The organism is Arthrobacter sp. H20 (assembly GCF_000520515.1).
Classification (GTDB): Bacteria; Actinomycetota; Actinomycetes; order Actinomycetales; family Micrococcaceae; genus Arthrobacter_D.
This window is the reverse complement of sequence record NZ_KI914716.1, coordinates 20,615-45,176: the sequence shown is the minus strand read 5'-3', so window position 1 is coordinate 45,176 and position 24,562 is coordinate 20,615. Positions and strand designations below refer to the sequence as shown.

At 64.4% G+C, this 24,562-nt stretch carries 22 protein-coding genes and 1 riboswitch; of the genes, 21 read left to right on the top strand and 1 reads right to left on the bottom strand.

Features of this window, described 5'->3' with window-relative positions; translation table 11 throughout:
• The first annotated feature begins 86 nt into the window (after window positions 1-86).
• The 10 genes from aspS to hisF all read left to right on the top strand — a co-directional run bounded on the left by aspS (window position 87) and on the right by hisF (window position 8,514).
• Window positions 87-1,853 carry an aspartate--tRNA ligase gene (gene aspS / locus Y703_RS0104760; protein WP_026551792.1) on the top strand — a complete coding sequence of 589 codons (1,767 nt, stop codon included), beginning with the start codon at window positions 87-89 and terminating at the stop codon, window positions 1,851-1,853.
• 81 nt (window positions 1,854-1,934) lie between these two features.
• Window positions 1,935-2,082: riboswitch (FMN riboswitch) on the top strand.
• Between the two features lie 101 nt (window positions 2,083-2,183).
• Window positions 2,184-2,867 (top strand): nicotinamide riboside transporter PnuC, encoded by a 684-nt coding sequence (gene pnuC / locus Y703_RS0104755; protein WP_026551791.1) that lies wholly within the window; start codon window positions 2,184-2,186, stop codon window positions 2,865-2,867.
• A 5-nt stretch (window positions 2,868-2,872) separates the two neighbouring features.
• Entirely contained in the window at window positions 2,873-3,976 is a 1,104-nt protein-coding gene (gene ribD / locus Y703_RS0104750) for a bifunctional diaminohydroxyphosphoribosylaminopyrimidine deaminase/5-amino-6-(5-phosphoribosylamino)uracil reductase RibD (RefSeq protein WP_253907940.1), read from the top strand.
• Window positions 3,961-4,671, top strand: coding sequence for a riboflavin synthase (locus tag Y703_RS18010; RefSeq protein ID WP_035763890.1), 711 nt, complete (start codon window positions 3,961-3,963; stop codon window positions 4,669-4,671). The genes ribD and Y703_RS18010 overlap by 16 nt, the downstream gene beginning before the upstream one ends.
• Window positions 4,668-5,345 carry a 3,4-dihydroxy-2-butanone-4-phosphate synthase gene (ribB, locus tag Y703_RS18005; RefSeq protein ID WP_051427312.1) on the top strand — a complete coding sequence of 226 codons (678 nt, stop codon included), beginning with the start codon at window positions 4,668-4,670 and terminating at the stop codon, window positions 5,343-5,345. The genes Y703_RS18010 and ribB overlap by 4 nt, the downstream gene beginning before the upstream one ends.
• On the top strand, window positions 5,342-5,983 hold the full coding sequence (locus Y703_RS18000; RefSeq protein ID WP_035763888.1) for a GTP cyclohydrolase II: 642 nt from the start codon (window positions 5,342-5,344) through the stop codon (window positions 5,981-5,983). Before ribB ends, Y703_RS18000 begins: the two co-directional genes overlap by 4 nt.
• A gap of 27 nt (window positions 5,984-6,010) precedes the next feature.
• Entirely contained in the window at window positions 6,011-6,490 is a 480-nt protein-coding gene (gene ribH, locus Y703_RS0104735) for a 6,7-dimethyl-8-ribityllumazine synthase (protein ID WP_026551789.1), read from the top strand.
• A gap of 63 nt (window positions 6,491-6,553) precedes the next feature.
• Window positions 6,554-6,817: a phosphoribosyl-ATP diphosphatase gene (locus Y703_RS0104730; RefSeq protein ID WP_019482421.1), complete on the top strand. Its 264-nt coding sequence runs from the start codon at window positions 6,554-6,556 to the stop codon at window positions 6,815-6,817.
• 71 nt (window positions 6,818-6,888) lie between these two features.
• Entirely contained in the window at window positions 6,889-7,731 is an 843-nt protein-coding gene (gene hisG, locus Y703_RS0104725) for an ATP phosphoribosyltransferase (protein ID WP_026551788.1), read from the top strand.
• 12 nt (window positions 7,732-7,743) lie between these two features.
• Window positions 7,744-8,514 (top strand): imidazole glycerol phosphate synthase subunit HisF, encoded by a 771-nt coding sequence (gene hisF / locus Y703_RS0104720; protein ID WP_026551787.1) that lies wholly within the window; start codon window positions 7,744-7,746, stop codon window positions 8,512-8,514.
• A gap of 98 nt (window positions 8,515-8,612) precedes the next feature.
• Here hisF and Y703_RS0104715 read toward each other — a convergent pair whose 3' ends face one another.
• Window positions 8,613-9,260, bottom strand: a complete 648-nt coding sequence (locus tag Y703_RS0104715; RefSeq protein WP_026551786.1) for a TIGR03085 family metal-binding protein — start codon at window positions 9,258-9,260, stop codon at window positions 8,613-8,615.
• A 119-nt stretch (window positions 9,261-9,379) separates the two neighbouring features.
• On the opposite strand from Y703_RS0104715, the gene hisI reads away from it, so the two are divergent.
• The 11 genes from hisI to pyk all read left to right on the top strand — a co-directional run bounded on the left by hisI (window position 9,380) and on the right by pyk (window position 24,480).
• Window positions 9,380-9,808, top strand: a complete 429-nt coding sequence (hisI, locus tag Y703_RS0104710) for a phosphoribosyl-AMP cyclohydrolase (protein WP_026551785.1) — start codon at window positions 9,380-9,382, stop codon at window positions 9,806-9,808.
• 15 nt (window positions 9,809-9,823) lie between these two features.
• Window positions 9,824-11,389: an anthranilate synthase component I gene (locus tag Y703_RS0104705; protein ID WP_026551784.1), complete on the top strand. Its 1,566-nt coding sequence runs from the start codon at window positions 9,824-9,826 to the stop codon at window positions 11,387-11,389.
• Entirely contained in the window at window positions 11,386-12,018 is a 633-nt protein-coding gene (locus Y703_RS0104700) for a Trp biosynthesis-associated membrane protein (protein ID WP_026551783.1), read from the top strand. Before Y703_RS0104705 ends, Y703_RS0104700 begins: the two co-directional genes overlap by 4 nt.
• A gap of 75 nt (window positions 12,019-12,093) precedes the next feature.
• Window positions 12,094-12,426 (top strand): HGxxPAAW family protein, encoded by a 333-nt coding sequence (locus Y703_RS0104695; protein ID WP_026551782.1) that lies wholly within the window; start codon window positions 12,094-12,096, stop codon window positions 12,424-12,426.
• A complete protein-coding gene (gene trpC / locus Y703_RS0104690) occupies window positions 12,427-13,251 on the top strand; it encodes an indole-3-glycerol phosphate synthase TrpC (protein ID WP_026551781.1) in 825 nt (274 codons plus the stop codon). It abuts the gene before it with no gap.
• A 43-nt stretch (window positions 13,252-13,294) separates the two neighbouring features.
• Window positions 13,295-14,629, top strand: a complete 1,335-nt coding sequence (gene trpB / locus Y703_RS0104685; RefSeq protein ID WP_026551780.1) for a tryptophan synthase subunit beta — start codon at window positions 13,295-13,297, stop codon at window positions 14,627-14,629.
• Window positions 14,626-15,426: a tryptophan synthase subunit alpha gene (gene trpA / locus Y703_RS0104680; RefSeq protein WP_026551779.1), complete on the top strand. Its 801-nt coding sequence runs from the start codon at window positions 14,626-14,628 to the stop codon at window positions 15,424-15,426. The genes trpB and trpA overlap by 4 nt, the downstream gene beginning before the upstream one ends.
• Window positions 15,427-15,429: 3 nt before the next feature.
• On the top strand, window positions 15,430-16,479 hold the full coding sequence (gene lgt / locus Y703_RS0104675) for a prolipoprotein diacylglyceryl transferase (RefSeq protein ID WP_026551778.1): 1,050 nt from the start codon (window positions 15,430-15,432) through the stop codon (window positions 16,477-16,479).
• Between the two features lie 271 nt (window positions 16,480-16,750).
• Window positions 16,751-21,466 carry a glutamate synthase large subunit gene (gene gltB, locus Y703_RS0104670; protein WP_026551777.1) on the top strand — a complete coding sequence of 1,572 codons (4,716 nt, stop codon included), beginning with the start codon at window positions 16,751-16,753 and terminating at the stop codon, window positions 21,464-21,466.
• Complete coding sequence (locus Y703_RS0104665) at window positions 21,459-22,916, top strand: glutamate synthase subunit beta (RefSeq protein ID WP_026551776.1); 1,458 nt, start codon at window positions 21,459-21,461, stop codon at window positions 22,914-22,916. The genes gltB and Y703_RS0104665 overlap by 8 nt, the downstream gene beginning before the upstream one ends.
• Window positions 22,917-22,986: 70 nt before the next feature.
• Complete coding sequence (gene pyk, locus Y703_RS0104660; RefSeq protein WP_026551775.1) at window positions 22,987-24,480, top strand: pyruvate kinase; 1,494 nt, start codon at window positions 22,987-22,989, stop codon at window positions 24,478-24,480.
• Window positions 24,481-24,562: the final 82 nt, after the last annotated feature.

Below are 24,562 nucleotides of genomic sequence, written 5' to 3'. Positions count from 1 at the left end.
CGGTATCACCGGTAAACTCGAACGAGACGATCTTTTCATATGCGGGTAGCGACTGATGCCCCGCACCCCCACCCGGAAGGAATGCTGTGCTGCGCACACATGACCTCGGCTCACTACGGACCGAGCACATTGGACACACCGTCACCCTGGCAGGCTGGGTAGCCCGCCGCCGAGATCACGGCGGTGTTGCATTCCTCGACCTGCGTGACGCCTCAGGTTTCGCCCAGGTGGTGGTCCGGGAAGAGGAAGTGTTCCACGGACTGCGCAACGAGTACGTCCTGCAGATCACCGGCACCGTTGAGAAGCGGCCCGAGGGTAACGAGAACCCAGCCCTCGCCACCGGCGGCATTGAAGTCATTGCCGAGACGGTTACTATCCTCAATACTTCTGACCCCCTGCCGTTCCAGATTGACGAGCACGTCGAGGTCGGCGAAGAAGCCCGGCTGAAGCACCGCTACCTCGACCTGCGGCGGCCCGCGCCGAACGCCAACCTCCGGCTCCGCTCCGAGGCGAACCGGGTGGCCCGCGAGCTGCTGCACCAGGACGGGTATGTCGAAATTGAGACTCCCACTCTGACCCGGTCCACCCCCGAGGGAGCCCGCGACTTCGTGGTGCCGGCTCGTCTGGCTCCCGGCTCCTGGTATGCCCTGCCCCAGTCCCCGCAACTGTTCAAGCAGTTGCTTCAGGTGGGTGGCTTTGAGAAGTATTACCAAATTGCCAGGTGTTACCGTGATGAGGATTTCCGTGCGGACCGCCAGCCGGAGTTCACCCAGCTGGACATCGAGGCCAGCTTCGTTGAGCAGGACGATGTCATTGCCCTGGGCGAGAACCTTGTCAAGGCACTGTGGCAGCTGATCGACGTCGAGATCCCCACCCCAATCCAGCGGATCACCTACTCCGACGCGATGGCCCGGTTCGGCTCGGACAAGCCGGACCTGCGTTTCGGGCTTGAGCTGACCGAGCTCACCGGGTTCTTCAAAGACACCGACTTCGGCGTGTTCAAGGCGCCCTACGTCGGTGCAGTGGTCATGCCCGGCGGGGCCTCGCAGCCGCGCCGCCAGCTCGATGCTTGGCAGGAATGGGCCAAACAGCGCGGCGCAAAGGGTCTTGCCTACGTTCTGGTTGACGACGACGGCAGCCTCCGCGGCCCCGTCGCCAAGAACCTCACTGACACCGAGCGGGAGGGCCTGCCCGCAGCCGTCGGCGCCACCCCTGGCGACTGCATTTTCTTTGCCGCCGGGGACAAGGCCCCGTCCCGCGCATTGCTCGGCGCTGCGCGCGTCGAAATTGGCCACCGCGCCGGCCTGATCGACCCGTTGGCCTGGGCATTCGTCTGGGTGGTCGATGCACCCATGTTCGAGCCGGCGTCGGCAGCAGTCGCCGCCGGTGACGTGGCAGTCGGCGGGGGAGCGTGGACTGCAGTGCACCACGCCTTCACCTCACCCAAGCCCGAGTACATGGATACCTTCGACAAGGATCCGGAGACAGCACTGGCCTACGCCTACGACATTGTCTGCAACGGCAATGAAATCGGTGGCGGCTCGATTCGTATCCACCAGCGGGATGTGCAGGAACGGGTGTTCTCAGTGATGGGCATCAGCCAGGAGGACGCGCAGGAGAAATTCGGCTTCCTGCTTGAAGGGTTCAAGTACGGCGCGCCCCCTCACGGCGGCATCGCGTTCGGGTGGGACCGCGTCGTGGCGCTGATGGCCGGGACCGAGTCCATCCGCGACGTCATCGCGTTCCCGAAATCCGGTGGTGGATTCGACCCGCTTACCGCGGCACCAGCCCCGATCACCGCGCAGCAGCGCCGGGAGGCCGGAGTCGATTTCAAGGTGGAGCAGAAGAACTAGGGTTCTTTCTCCCCGAGAAGTGCTGTGATGGTGACGGGAATGGACCAGTGTCCAATCCGGTTATGAAATACTGATACACACAAACGTGCTCCGGGGTCGGTGTAATTCCGAACCGGCGGTGATAGTCCGCGACCCGTCAGCAGTCAGTGCTACCCGCACTGGCAATTGACGGTTGAGCCGGTGAAATTCCGGCACCGACAGTTAAAGTCTGGATGGGAGAAGCGCGTGCAGCCTTGGCTGTGCTGGTTTGTTGGCGCCTTCGCGCGCCGCAGGCAGCACCGGCCGTTTCTGTCGTCACCCTGGAGCCACCGCTCGAGATAAGGGAACGACATGGATTTTCTGGGGTGGCTGTTCGACGCTCAGATTCCTGTTGCCGGGAGCTCTCTTCTGCTCCGTGAGGTGATCGGCAACGCCTTCGGTCTCCTCAGCGCGCTCGGCGGGATGCGCCGGAAGTTGTGGGCCTGGCCCGCCGGTATCATCGGCAACGTCCTGCTCCTTACCGTCTTCCTCGGCTCGTTCTTTGGCGGAGCCGACGCCGCGAACCTCCTTGGCCAGGCCGGTCGACAAATCATGTTCATTGCGGTTGCGATCTACGGCTGGCGTCAATGGCGGGCCAGTAACCGGACGGACGGGCACGCAGTCACGCCCCGATGGGCGCCCCGCCGCGCACGGATCTCCCTGGTGATCGCAATGGTCGTCGGAACAGTTGCCCTGACCCCCCTGTTCAGGATGCTCGGCTCCTATGAGCCGGTCTGGGCTGATGCCTGGACGTTCGTCGGTTCGCTGTTGGCCACGATCGGCATGGCGAAGGGCTGGGTCGAGTTCTGGCTGATCTGGGTAGCCGTCGACGTCGTCGGGGTTCCTTTGCTCTTCAGCGCCGGATACTACGCCACTGCCTTCATGTACCTGTTCTACGGAATCTTCACACTGATCGGGTTCTTCGTCTGGATGCGGGCCCGCGACCGCAGCAAGCCCCGCGTCGATGTCCTCCTCCCCGATCCCACGGTCAGGTGAACACAGTGCAGAACTCTGAGCCGGCCGCTGAAACCGAAGCGATGCTGCGCGCCCTTGAGCTTGCTGGCCGGGGTGTCAGGGGGGCCAACCCACTGGTGGGGTCGGTGGTGCTCGATGAACACCTCCAACCACTCGGCTCCGGTTATCACAGGGGAGCAGGCACCCCGCACGCTGAAATCGATGCGCTAGCGGATGCCAGGACGCAGCGGGCCGACCTGACCGGTTGCACCCTGGTCTGCACCCTTGAACCCTGCAACCATGCCGGGCGTACCGGTCCCTGCACCGAGGCTATTGCCTCGGCAGGGATCGCCCGCGTACTGTTCGCCGCCGACGACGTCCACGGTCCCGCCGCCGGGGGCGCCGGCTGGCTCACCGCCCACGGCGTCGACACTGCTGGGGGACTGCTCGCCGATGCCGCACACCGCCTGAATCACCGCTGGCGGGAGGCCACCAGTGCGCGGCGTCCCTTCATCACGCTCAAGATTGCGCAGACTCTCGACGGGCGCGTCGCCGCCGCCGACGGCACCAGCCAGTGGATCACCGGTGAGCCGTCACGGGGCGACGGACAGTTGATCAGGGCGCGCGCGGATGCCGTCCTGGTCGGCACCGGTACCGTGTTTGCGGACAATCCTGTCCTGTCAGCACGGAACCCCGACGGGTCCGACGCTGTCCGGCAGCCCCTGCGGGTCGCCATGGGGTTGCGCCGGGTTCCCGGTGACTCAGCGATCCGTGGGGGACGGTTCCGCCAGCTGACCACCCGCGATCCGAGCGAAGCGGCGAAACTCCTGTACGACGACGGCGTGGGTCACCTGATGATCGAAGGTGGTCCCACGATCGCCAGCGCGTTTCTCGCCGCAGGCCTGGTGGATGAGCTCTTCATCTACCAGGCGCCCCTGCTACTCGGCTCCGGCGCTGCAGCCATCCAGTCCCTGGGGGTCGCCTCGCTTCGGGACGCCAAAAGATGGGCCCTCGACCCGCATGGAGGCGCTGCAGTTGCCCAGCACGGTAATGACGTGCGCCTTCACCTCAGCCCGGCACCCGCCGACCAGCCAGCTTCGCCTCAGACGACACCCAGTAGTAAAGGACCCAGCACATGTTCACAGGAATAGTCGCCGAACAGGGCAGCGTTGTCTCACTCGACGTCTCAGCCGACCAAACCAGCGCGGTCCTCGTCTTCGACGCGCCGACGACAGGTCAGAATCTGGGCCTCGGCGGGTCGATCGCCGTCAACGGGGTCTGTCTCACCGCAACCCGCGTCGAAAGCGGCCGGATCGCCGTCGACGTCATGGGGGAGACCCTGCTGCGGACCACTACCGGCTCGCTGGCCGCCGGCAGCGCGGTCAACCTCGAGCGCTGCGTCCCGGCCGCAGGTCGGCTGGACGGCCACGTGGTCCAGGGCCACGTCGATGGCATTGGCACCCTCCTGGAACGGGAAAACCAGGGCGCCTGGCATCGGCTGCGTTTCGGCCTACCGGCCCGTTTGGCGCGCTATGCGGCGGAGAAGGGATCCATCACCGTCGACGGCGTCTCCCTCACGGTCAGCGCGGTCAGCCCCGTCTCTGCTCCCGATCCCTGGTTCGAGGTTGGGCTGATTCCCACCACCCTGCAGGAAACCAACCTGGGCCTGAAGCAGACCGGCGACTCAGTGAACCTGGAAATGGATGTGCTGGCCAAGTACGCGGAACGGCTCATGAGCTTCATGGTGCCGGCATGGCAGTCGCCGAACACCCAGTCGATCCCCATCCAGAAACCTGCGATCCACAAGCCGTCGGTTCCGCCGACCATCGCTGAGCCCCAGCGATGAGCGCCCGCAACACCGATTCGGTAGTCCAGGCTGTCCGGTTCGACACCGTATCGACGGCGGTGGCAGCGATCGCCGCGGGCCGGGCCGTCGTCGTCGTCGATGACGAGCGGCGCGAAAATGAGGGTGACATCATCTTCGCCGCCCAGTTCGCTACCCCGGAGCTGGTGGGCTGGACCGTCAGGTACACCTCGGGTGTGCTGTGCGTGCCGATTGCTGCTGCGGCCGCGGACCGCCTGGAACTGCCGCCGATGACCGCCGTCAACCAGGACGCCAAGGGGACCGCCTACACCGTCTCCTGCGACGCAGCGATGGGCGTTTCCACCGGGATCAGCGCCGCGGACCGGTCAGTCACGGCCCGCCTGCTCGCTGACCCGACGACGCCCTCGGCGCTCCTCACGCGACCGGGGCACATGTTCCCGCTGCGTGGCGCGCCCGGTGGTGTGGGGGAGCGCCCCGGCCACACCGAGGCGAGCCTGGAGCTCTGCGCCCTCGCTGGCCTGGAACCAGCCGCGGTGATCGCCGAACTGGTTCACGACGAGGGCCACATGATGCGCCTGCCCGCGCTGCGGACATTCGCTGACGCCCATGACCTGCCGCTGATCTCGATCAAGGATCTGCTGCGCCACCTGACGCAACCTGGCACCCTTGACGCAGAAGAGAAGGACCCACGATGAACACAACCAACGTCACTGGTGGGCCGGTTGTCTCCCTCCCGACGGCCTTCGGACAGTTCGCCACCCAAGCCTGGACCGACGAGCTCACCGGGGTTGAGCACCTCAGCCTGTCCTCGCACGGAGTATCCGGCGGGCAGGACGCCGGGAACGAGGCACCCCTGGTGCGGATGCACTCCGAATGCCTGACCGGGGACGTCTTTTCCTCCTTCCGCTGCGACTGCGGCGAGCAGCTCGAACAGGCACTGCACCTTGTCGCCGAACAGGGTGGCACAGTGCTCTACCTGCGCGGCCAGGAAGGCAGGGGGATCGGTCTGGCCAACAAAATGCGCGCCTACGCCCTGCAGGAGGCGGGGGCAGACACTGTCGAAGCCAACGAACAGCTCGGGTTGCCGGTCGATGCCAGGGACTACCAGGCCGCGGCCGCGATCCTCCAGCAGCTGGGCCTGGGCGCAATCCGACTCCTGAGCAACAACCTCGAGAAGCGCGACAAACTCCTGCTGCACGGTATCGAGATCACCGCAATGGTGCCCTCGGAGGTACCCGCGCGGGCCGAGAACCAGCGCTACCTGATGACCAAACGGGACCGGCTGAACCATCAGCTGCCCCTCCTGGCTGACCACGAACTCCACCAGAGCTAACCACCCACACACGAGAAGAGATACTTCATGAGCGGCCACGGCGCACCACCTATTGACCTCAGCCACCTTGCCGGAGCGAAGCACCTGCGCCTCGCCATCGTCGCCGCCAGCTGGCACACGCAGATTATGGACGGGCTGCTCGACGGCGCACTGCGCGCCGCGCGTGATGCTGGCATCGAGCCGGTGGTGGTGCGGGTCCCGGGCAGCTTCGAGCTGCCTGTCGCCGCCGCCAGGCTGGCACCACATGTGGAAGCGGTGGTGGCGCTCGGCGTCGTCATCCGCGGCGGTACCCCGCACTTTGACTACGTCTGTCAGGCCGCCACCTCGGGACTGACCGATGTGAGCGTGAGGACCGGGAAACCCATCGGCTTCGGTGTGCTGACCTGCGACACCGAGCAGCAGGGGCTGGACCGCGCGGGGCTGCCCGGATCCAGCGAGGACAAGGGGTACGAATCGGTGGCGGCGGCGTTGACCACCGCGGCGGTGCTCAACGCGTGGCAGGGGTAGAGCTTCGTCACACGGCACCAGCCGAATGAGGCTCAGCGGCGTCAACCCAGTAACGTTGGCATTGTGAAAAGCTTCGAAACACTCTTTGCTGAACTCAGCGCAAAAGCTGTTGCCCGCCCAGACGGGTCGCGGACCATCGCTGAACTCGATTCAGGTGTGCATGGCATCGGCAAGAAAGTGGTTGAGGAAGCCGCCGAGGTGTGGATGGCAGCCGAGTACGAATCCGATGAGGCGGCCGCCGAGGAAATCTCCCAGCTGCTCTACCACCTGCAGGTCCTGATGATCGCCAAGGGTCTGACGCTGGACGACGTGTACAAGCATCTATAGCCACCGTCGCATCCCAGATTAAGGTCCCACCAGCAGCAGACTCCATCGAAAACTTCAGCGAAAGAACCCCTATGCTTCGTGTAGCAGTCCCCAACAAGGGCGCCCTGTCCGAATCGGCCTCCGCCATGCTCGCCGAGGCCGGCTACCGCCAGCGCCGCGACACCCGCGAGCTGGTCCTGGAAGACCCGGACAACGGAGTCGAATTCTTCTTCCTCCGTCCCCGCGACATTGCTGTCTATGTGGGAGCCGGAACACTTGACGTCGGCATCACCGGCCGTGACCTGTTCCTGGACGCCGACGTCGACGCCGAGGAGCGGCTGACGCTGGGATTCGGCGCCTCGACCTTCCGGTTCGCCGGACCCGTTGGACACTTCAGCAGCGTCGCCCAGCTGGACGGCAAACGCCTTGCTACCAGCTACGACGGGCTCTTGCGCCGGTACCTGGCTGACCACGGAGTCGACGCGAATGTGGTGCGGCTCGACGGCGCCGTTGAGTCGTCGGTGCGTCTCGGCGTCGCTGACGCCATTGCAGACGTCGTCGAGACCGGCAATACGCTCAAGGCCGCAGGAATGGAAATTTTCGGTGACCCCATCCTGCGCAGTGAGGCAGTTCTCATCGGCCGCAACGGCGATGCCCCCGCTGGCCTCGACGTGCTGATCCGCCGGCTGCAGGGCGTCCTCGTCGCGCGACAGTACGTGCTGATGGACTACGACATCCGCAAGGACCTGGTCGACGCGGCGGCCGTGCTGACCCCGGGGCTGGAATCTCCAACAGTTTCGCCGCTTCGCGACTCGGACTGGGTGGCCGTCAGGTCCATGGTGCTGCGCAATCAGACGAACCGCATCATGGATGAGCTGTACGAGCTGGGCGCCCGCGCCATCCTGGTCAGCACCATCCACGCGTGCAGGGTCTAGGGCAGCGCGCTCATGGGTGTAGCCATTCGCGTCATTCCGTGCCTCGACGTTGACGCCGGTCGGGTAGTCAAAGGCATCAACTTCGCTGATCTGCGCGACGCAGGCGATCCGGTGGAACTCGCTCATCGCTATGACCTCGCCGGAGCCGACGAATTGACCTTCCTCGACGTGACGGCGTCCTCCGGGAACCGGGACACCACCTTCGACGTCGTTGCCCGCACCGCCGAGGAGGTCTTTATCCCGCTGACCGTGGGCGGGGGAGTCCGAGGCATCGCCGACGTCGACAAGCTACTGCGGTTCGGTGCCGACAAGGCGTCAATCAACACGGCGGCCGTCAGCCGTCCGGAGGTCATCGACGAGATCACGAGCCACTTCGGGGCACAGGTGCTGGTGCTGTCACTTGATGCGCGCCGCACCTCCGGCAGCACGACGCCGTCGGGCTTTGAAGTGACCACCCACGGAGGCCGCCAGGGTACCGGAATCGACGCCGTCCAGTGGGCCCGCGAAGCAGCGGACCGAGGAGTGGGCGAGATCCTCCTCAATTCGATCGATGCCGACGGTACGAAGGCAGGGTTTGACCTTGAAATGATCAGGGCAGTGCGTGCAGTGGTCGCTGTGCCGCTGATCGCTTCGGGTGGGGCCGGAGCGCCCGAGCATTTCCCGCCGGCGGTCCAGGCCGGTGCCGACGCGGTCCTGGCGGCTTCGGTCTTCCACTTCGGGCCACTGGATGCCATTGCCCAGGTCAAGAAGGCCATCCGCGACGCGGGCTTCCCGGTCCGCTAACACCTCCCGCCCAAGAGTTAGATCTGGCGACGCCGGCAGCGCCGACGTCGCCAGATCTAACTCTTCGGCCGGGGGGTGTGGGGTGCTAGGGAGAGCGTCTAGAGGCCTACTTCGGCGCTGTCCAGGAGCGCGACGGCGTCAGGCTGGCCCTCGAACGTGACGAGCGCGTGGCGGGTGCGGCCGTGGGCGTGCATGAGCAGTTCCCCTGGATCACCCTTGATCGCCACCGACACGGGGGCCCGCTTCGCTACATGACGTGGACCGTCGGACCGGACCAGCACGATGCCTAGATCCACCCCGCGGTACAGGATGGCTGCCCGTTTGATCAGTTCGTCCCAGAGAGCGTTTGAGTAGTCCTCATCGAGCGCGCGGGGTGCCCACCGGCTCCGCGCGCGGCGGACATCTTCGGTGTGCACAAAATACTCGATCAGGTTTGCGCTGGCATCGAGGGACCTGGAACGCTTCATGGGGGAGTAAAAGGGGTGGCCGGCGCGGAAATCACCGACCAGTTTTTTGTAGCCTTCGGCTGACTCAGCCGTGGCAGCCATTTTGCGCACCGACTGGTCCGAAACGGCTGCCAGGGGCTTGATGACCATGGCGAGACCTACTGCCGGTCGGTGTTCCCGCAGGTACAGGTGAGCTGCCAACTCCTTGGTCTGCCAACCATCACAAAGCGTCGGCGAGTGAGGCCCTGCTGCGAGAAGCGTTTCGGCCAAGGCTTCTCGGGACGGTGCTACGTATTCCATCACTGCTGAAACTAGCAGATTCGCTGCTTCTTGGCACTAGGAACCGCCGGGCGGCTGGGCGAAAAGCCCTACCAGTGCGCGTCAGGTGACGTGCTGCAGGCGCGATAGAATCGGGAGCGATGCCATCACACACCGACACCCCACCAGCGCCCGATTCTCACGAGGGGACGACCCTCGACCCTGCAATTGCCGCAGCCCTGAAGCGTGACCCTGCCGGTCTGGTCGCCGCGGTGATCCAGCAACACGATTCGGGCGAAGTTCTCATGCTCGGCTGGATGGATGACGAGGCGCTCCGGCGCACGCTCACCAGCGGGCGGGTCACCTTCTTCTCCAGGTCGCGCGGCACCTACTGGCGCAAAGGGGACAGCTCGGGGCACATCCAGTGGGTCAAGTCGGCAGCCCTGGATTGCGACGGCGACGCCCTCCTGATCCGCGTCGACCAGGTGGGTGCTGCGTGCCACACCGGCACCCGGACCTGTTTTGATGGCAGGAACCTCGCCGTCGTCGTCGGTCACGCCACCACAGTGATTTCCTCCACCGCCAGCTGAAAGAACATACATAGCATGCAGGAACTTGGAGTCATCAGCCCTAGCCTTGCCGAGTTTCGCGAGCTCGCGAACGAGCGCCGCGTAGTACCGGTGCACTTGAAGGTCCTTGCTGACGCTCATACGCCGATCGCTATTTACCGCAAGCTCGCCGATGGGCAGCCCGGCACTTTCCTGATGGAATCGGCGGCTGTCGGAGGCGTGTGGTCACGGTATTCGTTCATCGGGGCCCACTCCAGGGCGACGCTCACCAGCGTCGGCGGTGAAGCCCACTGGCTGGGCGAGCCACCCGCAGGGGTGCCCACCTCAGGTAATCCGGTGGAAGCCCTGCGCCAGACCATCGAGGCGCTGCGCACCCGCCGTTTCGATCACCTGCCACCCTTCACCTCGGGGCTGGTCGGTTTCATCGGTTGGGAATCGGTCCGCCACTGGGAGCGGCTGACCAGCCCACCCGAGGACGATCTTTTCCTGCCCGAGCTGGCCATGTGCCTGGTGACCGACATGGCTGTGCACGACAACTCCGAGGGGACCCTCACGCTGGTGGCCAACGCCATCAACTTTGATGGGTCGGGCGAGCGGGTTGACGAGGCCTGGCACGATGCTGTCCAGCGGATCCGGTCAATGCTTACCACCCTGGGAGAAGCCGCGGAGCAGCCCGTGTCAGTCCTGGAGCACGGTTCGGTGGATACCGCCGAACTGCTGGCCCGAGTCGACGAGCGCTGGGACAAGTCCAAATATCTTGCCGCCATTGAGCGCGGCAAGCAGGCGATCGTCGACGGCGATGTGTTTCAAGTGGTCATTTCGCGGCGCTTCGAACTCGACTGCGACGCCTCCCCGTTGGACGTTTACCGGGTGCTCCGCAACACCAACCCCAGCCCCTACATGTACCTGTTCAGCCTCGCGGACGCGGACGGCCGCGAATACTCGATCGTCGGATCCTCCCCAGAGGCACTGGTGACCGTCACCGGCAAGGACGTCATCACCCACCCCATCGCTGGGTCCCGCCCGCGGGGGCAGACCCTGGAGCAGGACCGGGCACTGGCTGAGGAACTCCTGGCCGATGAGAAGGAGCGCGCCGAGCACCTGATGCTGGTGGACCTCGCACGCAACGACATCTCGAAGGTGTGTATCCCCGGCTCGGTTGACGTCACCCAGTTCATGGAGGTGGAGCGATTCAGCCACATCATGCACCTGGTCTCCACCGTGGTCGGGTCCCTGGCCCCCACCAAAACTGCTTACGACGTTCTCGCAGCGACTTTCCCAGCCGGAACACTCTCGGGTGCACCCAAGCCCCGCGCGCTGCGCCTGATCGACGAAGTCGAACCCCACCGCCGCGGTATCTACGGCGGAGTGGTCGGATACCTCGACTTCGCCGGCGACATGGACCTGGCGATCGCCATCCGCTCGGCCCTGCTGCGGGACGGACGCGCCTATGTCCAGGCCGGCGGCGGAATTGTCGCTGACTCGGTCCCTGGGGACGAAGCGCAGGAAACGGTCAACAAGGCGGCAGCACCGCTGCGGGCCGCACTGATCGCTTCAAGTCTGAGAACCGTCGTCGCCCCGGACGGGTTGGAGGTCCTATGAGCACCACACCACTCACTACCAACGAGGGCGGCGCCCCGCAGGGCCAGCGCGCCTGGCAGCGCAAGGGCACAGTCATCCTGGCCACTGTGCTGTTGTCCCTCGCTGCCTTTGCGAGTACCACCCAGACCTGGCTGACAGTGATCCTGCCCCAGGACGCCGTCCAGACACCCGATCTACAGATCCCGGGAAGCGACGCTGCGACAGCCGTCACCGCCTTCGCCCTCGTCGCGTTGGCCGCAGCGTTGGCTGTCTCCATTGCCGGGCGGATTGCCAGGGTGCTGGTGGTCGCTATCCTCCTCATCGCTGGCGTCGGCATTACCTGGAACAGTCTTCTGGTGATCGCTGACCCCACCGGTGCCGCGGCACCGGCCATTGGTGAGGCAATTGGCGTCAGCACCAATAGTGGTGCCGAGCTCATCCTGAGTGCTTTCCCGTGGCTGGCTGCGGTTGCAGGCGTGCTGTTGATCGCCACTGCCGTGTGGATGCTCCTCGCCGGCCGCAGCTGGAACCGGTCCACACGATACGACAAAGTGACAGCCGAGAACCCGACGGCGCGGAAGACCACCGCACACTCGGATGAGATCGACAGTTGGGACCAGCTCACCAAGGGAAAAGATCCCACCGGCTAATGGAGTGAGGGCAGACCGCGGTCGCCCTGAACTAATGGCAGAATGGACAACAGACCAGTTTCAAGGAGAGTCACCATGGCCAAAGACGCCACAGCCAACGCAGCAACCCGGAACGCCTCGACAGAGCATCCGGAAAATTCAATCGAAAACCATGCATCGATGCACGACGAGACTCTCGGGCACGGCAATAGCCCCGCCGCCTGGACCTGCGTCCTGATCATGCTGGCTGGCGCCGCCGTTTCCTCCTTCGCGTACGTCTTTTCCAGCACCGAGGGAAATTTCACCGCCGGCACTGTGCTGTTCTGGATCGGTATCGCAGTGATGGTTGTTGGTTTGGCTGCCGGATTCGTCATGAAGCGGGCAGGCTTCGGTGTTGGCGGTTCACGACTGAACGAGAAAGACGACTAGGTGAGCGTTCTCGACGACATCATTGCGGGAGTGCGTGAGGACCTCGCGCCCCGCGTTGCTGCACGGCCTCTGGAGCAACTGCGCGGGGACGCCGCTGCCGCTCCCAAGCCTCGTGATGCGTTCGCAGCCCTGCACTCAGACGGCTCGGGGATCACGCTCATCGCCGAGGTGAAACGCCGCAGCCCCTCCAAGGGCGCACTGGCTGACATCGCCGATCCTGCCGGGTTGGCAGCGCGGTATGAAACTGGTGGGGCAGCAGTCGTCAGCGTCCTGACCGAAAGCCGTCGATTCGGGGGCTCCCTCGCGGACCTCGACTCGGTACGCGCGGCAGTCGACCTTCCACTCCTGCGCAAGGATTTCACAGTTGACGAGTACCAGATCTGGGAGGCCCGTGCCCACGGCGCCGACCTGATCCTGCTGATCGTCGCGGCGCTCACTGACGACGAACTCAGCGGCTTCCTGGCACTGACCCACGACCTCGGCATGAACGCCCTGGTGGAAACCCACACGAGCGCCGAAGTCGAGCGGGCCGTTGCGGTTGGGGCCAGGATCATCGGGATCAACGTCAGGAACCTCAAGACCCTCGACATCGACCGTTCAGTGTTCGCGCCACTGGCCGCCGGGATTCCGGACGGCACAGTGATCGTCGCCGAATCCGGAGTGCGGGACGTGGCCGACGTCGGGCGGTTCGCTGCTGACGGAGCGGACGCCATTCTCGTCGGCGAGGCATTGGTCCGTCACGACAACCCTGAAGACACTATCGCCGCGTTCCTCGACGCCGGCCGCAGAGCGCACCTGGCGCTCCAGAACCAGCTGGGCGCCTAGTTACCGGTACGCAGCACACCACCACAAAAGGACAGGCAAGCTCATGACCGAATCGCCACAGACAGCCAACGCACCCACCGAGGTGACCGAGGGTACCGCTGACGCTTTCCTCAACCCGACGGACAGCCTCCGCCACGCACCCGGACCGTACTTTGGCGAGTACGGCGGCCGGTGGATGCCTGAGTCGCTGATCGCTGCCCTGGACGAGCTGCAGGACACCTTCGAGAAGGCCAAGGCTGATCCAGAGTTCACCGCCCAGGTGGCCGAGCTGAACCGGACCTACGCTGGCCGACCGTCCCTGCTCACGGAAGCGAAGCGCTTTGCCGAGCATGCCGGCGGTGTGCGGGTGTTCCTCAAGCGTGAGGACCTCAACCACACCGGGTCCCACAAGATCAACAACGTGCTGGGCCAGGCCCTGCTTGCCAAGCGCATGGGTAAGACCCGTGTCATTGCCGAAACCGGCGCGGGTCAGCATGGGGTGGCCAGCGCCACCGCCGCGGCGCTGATGGGCCTTGAATGCGTTGTCTACATGGGGGCCGAAGACTGCCGACGCCAGGCGCTGAACGTCGCCCGGATGGAACTGCTGGGTGCCACAGTTGTCCCGGTCACCAGCGGGTCACAGACCCTCAAGGACGCCATCAACGAGGCACTTCGTGATTGGGTTGCCAACGTCGACAGTACCCACTACCTTCTCGGCACCGCCGCCGGAGCCCACCCGTTCCCCTCGATGGTGAGGTACTTCCACGAAGTCATCGGCGAAGAGGCCCGCGAACAGATGCTGGCCGAAACCGGAAAGCTGCCTGACGCAGTGTGCGCCTGCATCGGCGGCGGGTCGAACGCGATCGGCATGTTCCACGGGTTCCTTGACGACCCAGGAGTAGCCCTCTACGGCTTCGAAGCCGGTGGAGACGGCGTCGAAACCGGCCGCCACGCTGCGACCATCAGTCTGGGACGTCCAGGTGTGCTGCACGGCGCCCGCTCCTACCTGATGCAGGACGACGACGGCCAGACCATCGAATCGCACTCCATCTCTGCTGGCCTCGACTACCCGGGTGTTGGGCCCGAACACGCTTACCTGGCCGACATTGGGCGGGTCAGCTATGCACCCATCACCGATGCCGAAGCTATGGACGCTTTCCGGGTCCTGTGCCGCAGCGAGGGAATCATTCCAGCTATCGAGACAGCTCACGCCCTCGCGGGCGCCATGAAGGTGGGCCAGCGCCTCGCCGCCGAGGGTGGGGACCCAGCAGAGAAGATCGTGCTGATCAACCTCTCTGGCCGCGGTGACAAGGACGTAGCAACTGCCGCCGAATTTTTTGACCTGTTGCCAGACGACAGCGCTGAATCCGACATCGGGAAGGACGGGGAACAGCTGTGACCACCCAGACCACCAGCAAAGCCGCCGCGGCGATTGACCGGGCCCGCGGAGCCGGTCGCGCCGCGCTGATCGGTTATCTCCCGGCAGGGTTCCCCGATGTCCAGACCACTATCGATGCGGCGCTTGCCATGGCCGAGAATGGGGTGGACCTGATCGAAATTGGGATCCCCTACTCGGATCCGGTGATGGACGGCCAGGTGATTCAGGAAGCCACCGTGCAGGCCCTCCAGAACGGGTTCACCGTCGAGAAGATCTTCGACATTGTCGCCGGTATCACGTCCCAGACAGACGCAGCTGTTCTGGTAATGACCTATTGGAACCCGGTGATGCAGCTGGGCGTCCGCGAATTCGCCAGGCGCCTGCACGAGGCGGGGGGAGCGGGACTGATTACTCCTGACCTCATCCCGGATGAGGCCGGCGAGTGGTTGGCAGCCTCCGATGAATTTGGTCTGGACCGGGTCTTCCTGGTGGCGCCGTCCACCAGCCCTGAACGGATGGAGCGCACAGTCAAGGCGAGCCGCGGATTCGTCTACGCCGTGTCAATCATGGGCATCACCGGCGCCCGTACGGCTGTCAGCTCGGCGGCACACGCCGTCGTCGACGCCGCCCATGGCGCGGGTGCTGAACGCGCCTGCGTGGGACTGGGGGTCTCCACCGCCGCCCAGGTCAAGGAGATTGCTGCGTATGCGGACGGGGTGATCGTTGGGACAGCACTCGTCGCCGCCCTGCGCGACGGCGGGGTCGCGGCCATCGCGGAACTGACCAAGGATCTTCGTAGCGGAACGGGAAAGAACTAACCCATGCATATCGTGAGCACCATCGGGGCGCTTCCCGCCAGTATCCCCAGCCCGCCAGCGGAGTGGGCATCGATCAGCCTTGGGCCGCTCACTCTCTACACCTATGCCCTGTGCATTCTGGCGGGCATTGTCCTGGCGCTCCTGCTCACTGTAGCCCGGTGGAAGCGGTACGGCGGCAACCCGGATGTCATCTGGGATGTTTCGATCTGGGCGATCCCGTTCGGCATCCTCGGCGGACGGCTCTATCACGTGGTGTCCTCACCTGACGCCTACTTCGGGCCCGACGGAGACCTGTCCCGCATCCCACGGATCTGGGAGGGTGGTTTGGGTATCTGGGGTGCCATTGCCCTCGGCGCTGTCGGCGCCTGGATCGGGTGCCGCAGGTCAGGGGTCCGCCTGAGTGCTTTCGCCGATGCCGCAGCACCCGGGATTCTGCTAGCGCAGGCCGTGGGGCGGTTGGGTAACTGGTTCAACCAGGAACTCTTCGGGTCACCGACCACCCTGCCCTGGGGGCTGGAAATCGACCCTGAGAACCAAAACTTCCCCGATGGCCTGCCGGTCGACACCCTCTTCCACCCCACCTTCCTGTACGAGCTGCTGTGGAACCTCGCCGGCGTCGCGCTCCTATTGCTGCTCGACAAGCGGTTCGGTCTACGCGGCGGCATGATGTTCTGGGCCTACGCGGCCTTCTACACAGCGGGCCGGGTCTGGATCGAAGCGCTCCGGATTGACGACGCCGAGCTGGTCACGTTCTTCGGTGTCACCCAGCGCCTCAACGTGTGGACCAGCATCCTGGTTCTAGTGGGTGCGATAGCTGTCCTGGTCTACCTGGGTATGAAGCGCAAGGGTGCCGACGCGCCGTCGCTGTACCTCCCTGGTCGGGAACCAGTTCCCGGAACCGCCGATGCCGACGGCGAAGCCCATCTGACAGACACGGGGGAAACGAAATCCACTACCCGTGGTAATCTCGTCGAAACAAACGGCAGCCAGGAAAACCTTCCCGAAAAGGAAGCCTCTTCTGAAAAGCCAAGGGATAAGGATTCCCACCCCTAGCGTCCAGGGCCACCGCCCACACTGGACTCATCGCCACAGCGACGTGGCCGCGGCGCCTCGGCGGAACACCCCACTTCCGGCGCACCGACTATGGCCGGGCACACCAGGGCCCGTTCGTTCTGCAATCGTTGTCCCCAGAACATGGGGGAAGCGTCAGCCAAGCCATAGAATCGTCTATAAGTTCGTGTAGTGCTCAGCCCGGAGAGGGTTGCACACCTGGGGCCAAGGCCGTCCCCTCCCGACGCTCCATTCTGGGGGAAGGACTCTACCTATGATCGTTCCTACAACCGGTGATTCCACCGCCGGCACTTCAACAGTTGACGAATCTGCTGCTGCAACCTCTGCAGCCGAGCAGACCCAGTCGATCGCTCAGGACGCCACTTACCCTAAGGCGGCGTCCGACGTCGCCAGTCCTGCTGTCGAGTCTCCCTTCGACCGGTTCTCGAACATTCCTGAGGCCACCGGACTTTACAACCCCGAAAATGAGAAGGACGCGTGTGGCCTGGCCGTCATTGCCACCCTTCGTGGTGAACCCGGTCACGACATCGTCGACCATGCGCTGACCGCCCTGCGTAACCTGGAACACCGCGGCGCGGTGGGCGCCGATGAGGGGACCGGTGATGGGGCAGGTCTGCTGACCCAGGTGCCGGACGAGTTCTTCAGGGCAGTCGTTGACTTCGACCTCCCACCCGCAGGGCACTACGCCGTCGGGACCGCGTTCCTCCCTGCCGAGGGACGCGAGGAACAGACAGCGCGCGCCGGGCTGGAGGCGATCGCCGAGTCGGAGGGGATGACGGTTCTCGGGTGGCGAAATGTGCCCATCCAGGCTGACCTCGTCGGCGCAATGGCCCGAGCCTGCATGCCGCAGTTTGTCCAGCTCTTCCTGTCACCGACTGCGCCAGGTGACGGCGCTGCCGAAACCGTCGATATCGATGCACTGGCTTTCCGGGTGCGGAAACGCGCCCAGAACAAGCTCGGCGTGTACTTCCCCTCGTTGTCCTCGAAGACCATGGTCTATAAGGGGATGCTCACCACAGCCCAACTGGAGCCGTTCTATCCGGATCTGTCCGACCCGCGGTTCAAAACCAAACTTGGCATTGTCCACTCCCGGTTCTCCACCAACACGTTTCCGTCCTGGCCACTGGCCCAGCCGTTCAGGACCATCGCCCACAACGGCGAGATCAACACGGTCAAGGGCAACCGCAACTGGATGCGTGCCCGCCAATCGCAGCTCTCCCATAGCCTCCTCGGAGACGACCCCGAGGAGCTGTTCCCCATCTGCACCCCCGGTGCCTCGGACTCGGCGTCGTTCGATGAGGTGGCCGAGCTCCTGATGCTGTCCGGGCGGCCGATTACCCACGCCATCATGATGATGATCCCGGAGGCATGGGAAAACCACTCAACGATGGACCCCGCCCGACGGGCGTTCTACCAGTACCACTCAATGCTGATGGAACCGTGGGACGGACCGGCCGCCGTGTCCTTCACCGACGGCACCCTGGTCGGAGCGGTGCTGGACCGCAACGGACTCCGCCCGGCCCGCTACTGGGTGATGGAGGATGGGCTGGTGGTACTCGCCTCCGAGGTGGGAGTGATCGACATCGAACCCTCCAAGGTGGTCCACAAGGGCCGCGTGTCCCCGGGCAAGATGTTCCTGGTCGACACCGAGGAAGGCCGGGTGATCGAGGATCAGGAGATCAAGGCCGAGGTCGCCTCCGCGAACCCCTGGGGCGAGTGGGTCAAGGACAACCTGCTGCATTTGAAGGACCTCCCCGAGCGGGAACACGTCCTGCACACCAAGGCGTCAATCAACCGGCGCCAGCGCACCTTCGGGTACACCCAGGAGGAACTGCGTATTCTTGTGGGTCCGATGGCCAAGGCTGGCGCCGAACCACTGGGAGCGATGGGATCGGATACCCCGGTAGCCGTGCTGTCCAAGCGCCCCCGGCTGCTTTTCGACTACTTCGTGCAGTCCTTTGCGCAGGTCACCAACCCGCCGCTGGATTCGATCCGCGAGGAGCTGGTCACCTCCCTGCGGGCCTCGATCGGCCCGAACGGCAACTTGCTCTCCACCAAACAGGTGCACGCCCGGCAGCTGGGGCTCAGCTTCCCCGTGATCAACAACGATGAGCTGGCGAAGATTGCGAATCTCTCCAACGACGACGGCGAACGCGTCAGCATGAAGGTACGGGGCCTCTACCGGCCCGAGGGTGGGGAGGCGTCGCTGCGGGCCCGGCTCGCGGAAATCTGTGAACAGGTCTCCAGTGCCATCAACCGGGGCATCCAGTACGTGGTGCTTTCGGATCGTGACTCGAATGCTCAGTGGGCGCCAATTCCCTCTCTGCTGCTCACCAGCGCTGTCCACCACCACCTGCTCAAGAGTGCCAACCGGACCAAGACCTCACTGGTGGTCGAGGCCGGAGACGTGCGGGAGGTCCACCATGTGGCAGCCCTGATCGGCTACGGTTCCTCGGCAATTAATCCGTATCTGGCAATGGAGAGCTGCGAGGAACTGGTCCGCAACGGCGACGTCGTCGGCGTCACCGCCGAGCAGGCCGTCGCCAACCTCATCAAAGGTCTCGGCAAGGGCGTCCTGAAGATCATGTCGAAGATGGGGATCTCCACTGTCGGCTCCTACTGCGGGGCGCAAACCTTCGAGGCGCTTGGTCTCGGCCAAGAACTGGTTGACGAGTACTTCCACGGCACCCAGACACAGCTCGGAGGCGTCGGGCTGGATGTGGTGGCGGCCGAGACAGCCGCTCGCCATGCCAGCGCCTACCCCGAGGATGGTATCGAAGACCCACACCGGAGCCTCGACAACGGCGGCGAATACCAGTGGCGCCGCGAAGGCCCGCCCCACTTGTTCAACCCAGAAACGGTGTTCCGGCTCCAGCATGCCACCCGAGAGCGGCGCTATGACATCTTTAAGGCGTACACCAGCGGTATTGATGACCAGTCCAAGGAACTGATGACCCTGCGCGGTCTCCTTCAGTTCAGGGACGGAGTGCGGGAGCCGATTTCCATCGACGAGGTGGAACCGGTCTCCAGCATCGTCAAGCGGTTCTCCACGGGTGCCATGAGCTATGGGTCCATCTCCCAGGAAGCCCACGAAACGCTGGCCATCGCCATGAACCGGCTGGGCGGCAAATCCAACACCGGTGAGGGCGGCGAGGACGTCGATCGGCTGCTCGACCCGGAGCGCCGATCAGCAATCAAGCAGGTCGCTTCGGGGCGATTCGGTGTGACCAGTCTGTATCTCAGCAATGCCCAGGACATCCAGATCAAGATGGCTCAGGGGGCAAAGCCCGGCGAGGGCGGCCAGCTGATGAGCCAGAAGGTCTACCCCTGGATAGCACGCACCCGGCACTCAACTCCTGGCGTGGCGCTGATCTCCCCGCCACCGCACCACGATATCTATTCCATCGAGGACCTTGCCCAGCTCATTTATGACCTGAAGCGGTCAAACCCCTCAGCACGCGTCCACGTCAAGCTGGTCTCCGAAGTGGGGATTGGCACAGTGGCTGCGGGAGTGACCAAGGCCAAGGCCGACGTCGTCCTGATCTCCGGGCACGACGGTGGCACCGGTGCCAGCCCCTTGAATTCCCTCAAGCATGCTGGCGTCCCCTGGGAGCTGGGGCTGGCTGAAACGCAGCAGACCCTGATGCTCAATGGGCTTCGCGACCGCGTGGTGGTCCAGGTGGACGGTCAGCTCAAGACGGGGCGCGATGTAGTGATTGCCGCCCTGCTCGGCGGTGAGGAGTTCGGCTTCGCTACGGCGCCGCTGGTGGTCTCGGGGTGCATCATGATGCGCGTCTGCCACCTGGACACCTGTCCGGTGGGAGTAGCAACACAGAACCCCGAGCTGCGCAGCAGGTTCTCCGGTAAGCCCGAGTTTGTGGTCAACTTCTTCGAATTCCTCGCTGAAGAGGTCAGGGAGATTCTGGCCGGGCTGGGCTTCCGGTCCATCGAAGAGGCAATCGGCCATAGCGAGTTCCTCGATGCCCGGAAGGCAATCGACCACTGGAAAGCCGATGGGCTCGACCTTGACCCGATTCTGCGGGGCAACGAGTTCGGCGATGATGCGCCGATGCGCAACATGACTACCCAGAATCATGATCTTGACCAGCACTTCGACAATCGTCTGATGGAGATGAGCGCCGACGCGTTGGAGAGCCGCGCGCCGGTGCGGATCTCGGTTAACGTGGTCAACACGGACCGATCGGTGGGGACCATGCTGGGCCACGAGGTGACCCGACGGTTCGGCGTGGACACCCTCGCCACCGATACCATCGACGTCACGCTGACAGGACAGGCGGGCCAGTCGCTCGGCGCTTTCCTGCCGGCGGGCATCACGCTGCGGTTGTTCGGCGACTCGAATGACTACGTGGGCAAGGGACTCTCCGGCGGCCGTATCATCGTACGGCCGGACCGCTCCAACGTGTTCGCTGCCGATCGCAACGTCATTGCCGGGAACGTGATCGGCTACGGCGCGACCAGCGGTGAGATCTTCCTCAGAGGCCAGGTGGGGGAGCGTTTCCTGGTGCGCAATTCGGGTGCGACAGCAGTTGTCGAGGGCATCGGAGACCATGGTTGCGAGTACATGACTGGCGGGCAGACCCTGATTCTGGGACGGACCGGCAGGAACTTCGGGGCTGGCATGTCCGGCGGTACCGCCTACGTGCTCGATCTCAACCGGCGACAGATGAACATTCAGAGCCTGGAGAACGGCGAGCTGCGGCTTGTCGACCTCGACGCTGAGGACATCGAGATTGTGCGCCAGCTGATGATCAAGCACGTGGAAGAGACCGAATCAACCCTTGCGGTGCACCTGTTGGACAATTTTGAGGACACGATCACCCGGCTCACCAAGGTGCTGCCGCGTGACTATGCTGCTGTCCTTGATGCCCGGGCGGCGGCAATCGAAGATGGCCTCGACCCTGACGGTGAAGAAGCCTGGACCCGAATCTTGGAGGTAACCGGTGGGTGATCCACGCGGATTCATGAAGGTACGCGAACGCCAGACCCAACCCCGCCGGCCCGTGCCGGTGCGGATTATGGACTGGAAAGAGGTTTACGAGGCGCAGGAGAAGGGCGTTCTCAAAGCACAGGCCGGGCGGTGCATGGACTGCGGTGTCCCGTTCTGCCATCAGGGCTGCCCGCTGGGTAACCTGATCCCTGAATGGAATGATCTGACCTACCGGGACAAGGGCCGGGAAGCGATTGAGCGGCTGCACGCCACCAACAATTTTCCCGAGTTCACTGGTCGGCTGTGTCCTGCACCCTGCGAAGCCTCCTGTGTGCTGGGGATCAACCAGCCTCCGGTCACCATCAAGCAGGTGGAGGTGTCGATCATCGATGAGGCCTTCGCCGAGGGCTGGGTCGAGGCACACCCGCCGGAGCGGCTCACTGACAAGACCATCGCCGTGGTCGGTTCAGGGCCTGCGGGCCTGGCCGCTGCGCAGCAGCTGACCCGGACCGGGCATACAGTCGCTGTGTATGAACGTGACGATAAGGTCGGCGGGCTCATGCGCTACGGGATCCCCGACTTCAAAATGGAGAAGCACCATCTGGAGCGGCGCCTCGAGCAGATGCGTGCTGAGGGCACCCGGTTCAGGACCGGCGTCGAAGTTGGTCGGGATATCAGCTGGGACCAGCTGCGCCGCCGCTACGACGCAGTGGTGGTAGCCACCGGTGCCACCATCCCCCGTGACTTGCCCATTCCTGGCCGGGAGCTTGAGGGGGTCCACTTCGCCATGGACTACCTGGTGCAGGCGAACCGGGTGAGTGCCGGCGGCGTCGTCGAGCACCAGGTCGATGCGCAGGACAAGCACGTGGTGATCCTGGGTGGCGGGGACACAGGGGCAGACTGCCTGGGCACCGCCCACCGGCAGCATGCAGCATCAGTCACAACATTGGCCATTGGACAGCAGCCGCCAGCAGACCGCGCCGCGCACCAGCCATGGCCCACGTTCCCCACCCTGTTCGAAGTCGCCAGCGCCCACGAGGAAGGCGGTGAACGAACCTATCTGGCTTCCACAGTGGAGTTCGTGGGGGAGAACGGCAAGCTGACAGCCATCCGGGTGGCCGAGACCGAGTTTGTTGATGGCCGTCGGGTGCCGAAGGCTGGTACCGAGCGCAACATCCCCGCAGACCTCGTGTTCCTTTCCCTGGGATTCACCGGGCCGGAGCCGGCAGGTATCACCGAGCAGGTGCAGGCGGCTTTCGACGAGCACGGCAACATTGGCCGGGACGGTTACTACATGACCAACACGCCCGGGATTTTTGCGGCTGGCGACGCCGGCCGCGGACAGTCGCTGATTGTCTGGGCCATTGCGGAGGGGCGCGCCTGCGCCGCGGCGGTGGATCAGTGGCTGATGGGGGAAACCAAACTGCCAGCGCCGGTGGCTCCCACCGACCGTGCCATGGCAGTGCTCTGAGTGCACTTAGTCGCGGGCAGGCTGCCGCGCACCCAACAACACCTACTACAAGACGACTAGGCTAGGTTCCATGAGACGCGCAAAAATTGTTGCAACATTCGGCCCCGCGATTGCGAGCTATGAGAACACTATGGCGGTGTTGAAAGCCGGTGTGGACGTTGCCCGGATGAACATGAGCCACGGCGATCACACGGTCCACAACCAGACCTACGAGTATGTGCGGCAGGCTTCGAAGGAACTCGGTCGCCCGGTCGCGATCTTCGCCGATCTGCAGGGGCCCAAGATCCGCCTCGGACGCTTTGCCGACGGCCCACACGTGCTGGCCCCCGGCGACACCTTCACCATCACCACCGAGGACATCCCGGGCACCCAGGAGATCTGCTCAACCACCCACCTGGGGCTGCCACAGGACGTCAATGTGGGGGATACCCTGCTGATCGACGACGGCAAGGTAGCCATGCGGGCCACAGCGGTCGACGACGTCAAGGTGGTTGCAGTGGTGACAGTCGGCGGCGCGGTATCGAACAATAAGGGAATCAATTTGCCCGGCGTCGCTGTGAGTGTCCCAGCGATGAGCGACAAGGATGAGGCCGACCTCCGCTGGGCAATCCAGCGCGGCGTCGACATGGTGGCGCTGTCCTTCGTCCGGAACGCGTCCGACGTCGTCCGTGTGCACGAGATCATGGATGAAGAGGGACGCCGCGTCCCCGTCATCGCCAAGGTTGAGAAGCCCCAGGCTGTGGACGCCATCGAGGAGATCATCGACGCGTTCGATGCCATCATGGTGGCCCGCGGGGACCTTGGCGTTGAACTGCCGCTCGAGGAGGTTCCCATTGTGCAGAAGCGGGCTATCGAGCTTGCCCGTCGCTGGGCCAAACCGGTCATCGTTGCCACCCAGGTGCTTGAATCAATGATCGACAACCCCCGGCCGACGCGCGCCGAGGCTTCCGACTGTGCCAACGCGGTGCTGGACGGCGCTGACGCAGTCATGCTGTCCGGTGAAACCAGTGTGGGCAAGTACCCGATCGAGACGGTGCAGATGATGGCCAATATCATCGAGTCCACTGAGAAGCACGGACTGGACCGGGTCCCGCCACTGGGCAGCAAGCCCAAGACCCGCGGTGGTGCAATCACCCGAGCTGCAGTGGAAATCGCCGACCAGCTGGACGCCAAGTACATCTGTACCTTCACGCAGTCTGGTGACTCCGCTCGGCGCTTGTCGCGCCTGCGGCCGAGCAAGCCTGTGTTCGCCTTCACCCCCGTGGCGTCAACACTCAACTCGATGTCCATGATCTGGGGCATTCAGCCCATGCTCGTCCCCTTCGTTGAGCACACCGATCAGATGACTGCCCAGGTGGACCGAGTCCTGTTGGAACAGGGTCTGGTAGAGCTTAATGACCTGGTGGTTATTGCCGTCGGTTCGCCTCCCGGACAGGCCGGATCGACCAACTCCATCAAGGTGCACAAGGTGGGCGACATTGCCGACGCCGGGCAACTCCCCGACGGTTACACCCCGAATAAGGAGAAGGTCGGCCCCTGGCCGGTGAAGAACAAGCACAAGTAGGACCGCAGAACGTAGCAGGGCCCCGCTGGTTTCCACCGGCGGGGCCCTTCGGCACCAGAAACCGGCTGGCGCATCAGCTATA

What these genes read in the sequence shown, in the direction of transcription:
- pnuC (WP_026551791.1), top strand. Translation starts at nt 2,184, where the DNA reads ATGGATTTTCTGGGGTGGCTGTTCGACGCTCAGATTCCTGTTGCCGGG.
- Y703_RS18010 (WP_035763890.1), top strand. Translation starts at nt 3,961, where the DNA reads ATGTTCACAGGAATAGTCGCCGAACAGGGCAGCGTTGTCTCACTCGAC.
- ribB (WP_051427312.1), top strand. Translation starts at nt 4,668, where the DNA reads ATGAGCGCCCGCAACACCGATTCGGTAGTCCAGGCTGTCCGGTTCGAC.
- Y703_RS18000 (WP_035763888.1), top strand. Translation starts at nt 5,342, where the DNA reads ATGAACACAACCAACGTCACTGGTGGGCCGGTTGTCTCCCTCCCGACG.
- ribH (WP_026551789.1), top strand. Translation starts at nt 6,011, where the DNA reads ATGAGCGGCCACGGCGCACCACCTATTGACCTCAGCCACCTTGCCGGA.
- hisG (WP_026551788.1), top strand. Translation starts at nt 6,889, where the DNA reads ATGCTTCGTGTAGCAGTCCCCAACAAGGGCGCCCTGTCCGAATCGGCC.
- hisF (WP_026551787.1), top strand. Translation starts at nt 7,744, where the DNA reads ATGGGTGTAGCCATTCGCGTCATTCCGTGCCTCGACGTTGACGCCGGT.
- Y703_RS0104715 (WP_026551786.1), bottom strand. Translation starts at nt 9,260, where the DNA reads ATGGAATACGTAGCACCGTCCCGAGAAGCCTTGGCCGAAACGCTTCTC.
- hisI (WP_026551785.1), top strand. Translation starts at nt 9,380, where the DNA reads ATGCCATCACACACCGACACCCCACCAGCGCCCGATTCTCACGAGGGG.
- Y703_RS0104705 (WP_026551784.1), top strand. Translation starts at nt 9,824, where the DNA reads ATGCAGGAACTTGGAGTCATCAGCCCTAGCCTTGCCGAGTTTCGCGAG.
- Y703_RS0104700 (WP_026551783.1), top strand. Translation starts at nt 11,386, where the DNA reads ATGAGCACCACACCACTCACTACCAACGAGGGCGGCGCCCCGCAGGGC.
- Y703_RS0104695 (WP_026551782.1), top strand. Translation starts at nt 12,094, where the DNA reads ATGGCCAAAGACGCCACAGCCAACGCAGCAACCCGGAACGCCTCGACA.
- trpB (WP_026551780.1), top strand. Translation starts at nt 13,295, where the DNA reads ATGACCGAATCGCCACAGACAGCCAACGCACCCACCGAGGTGACCGAG.
- lgt (WP_026551778.1), top strand. Translation starts at nt 15,430, where the DNA reads ATGCATATCGTGAGCACCATCGGGGCGCTTCCCGCCAGTATCCCCAGC.
- gltB (WP_026551777.1), top strand. Translation starts at nt 16,751, where the DNA reads ATGATCGTTCCTACAACCGGTGATTCCACCGCCGGCACTTCAACAGTT.
- pyk (WP_026551775.1), top strand. Translation starts at nt 22,987, where the DNA reads ATGAGACGCGCAAAAATTGTTGCAACATTCGGCCCCGCGATTGCGAGC.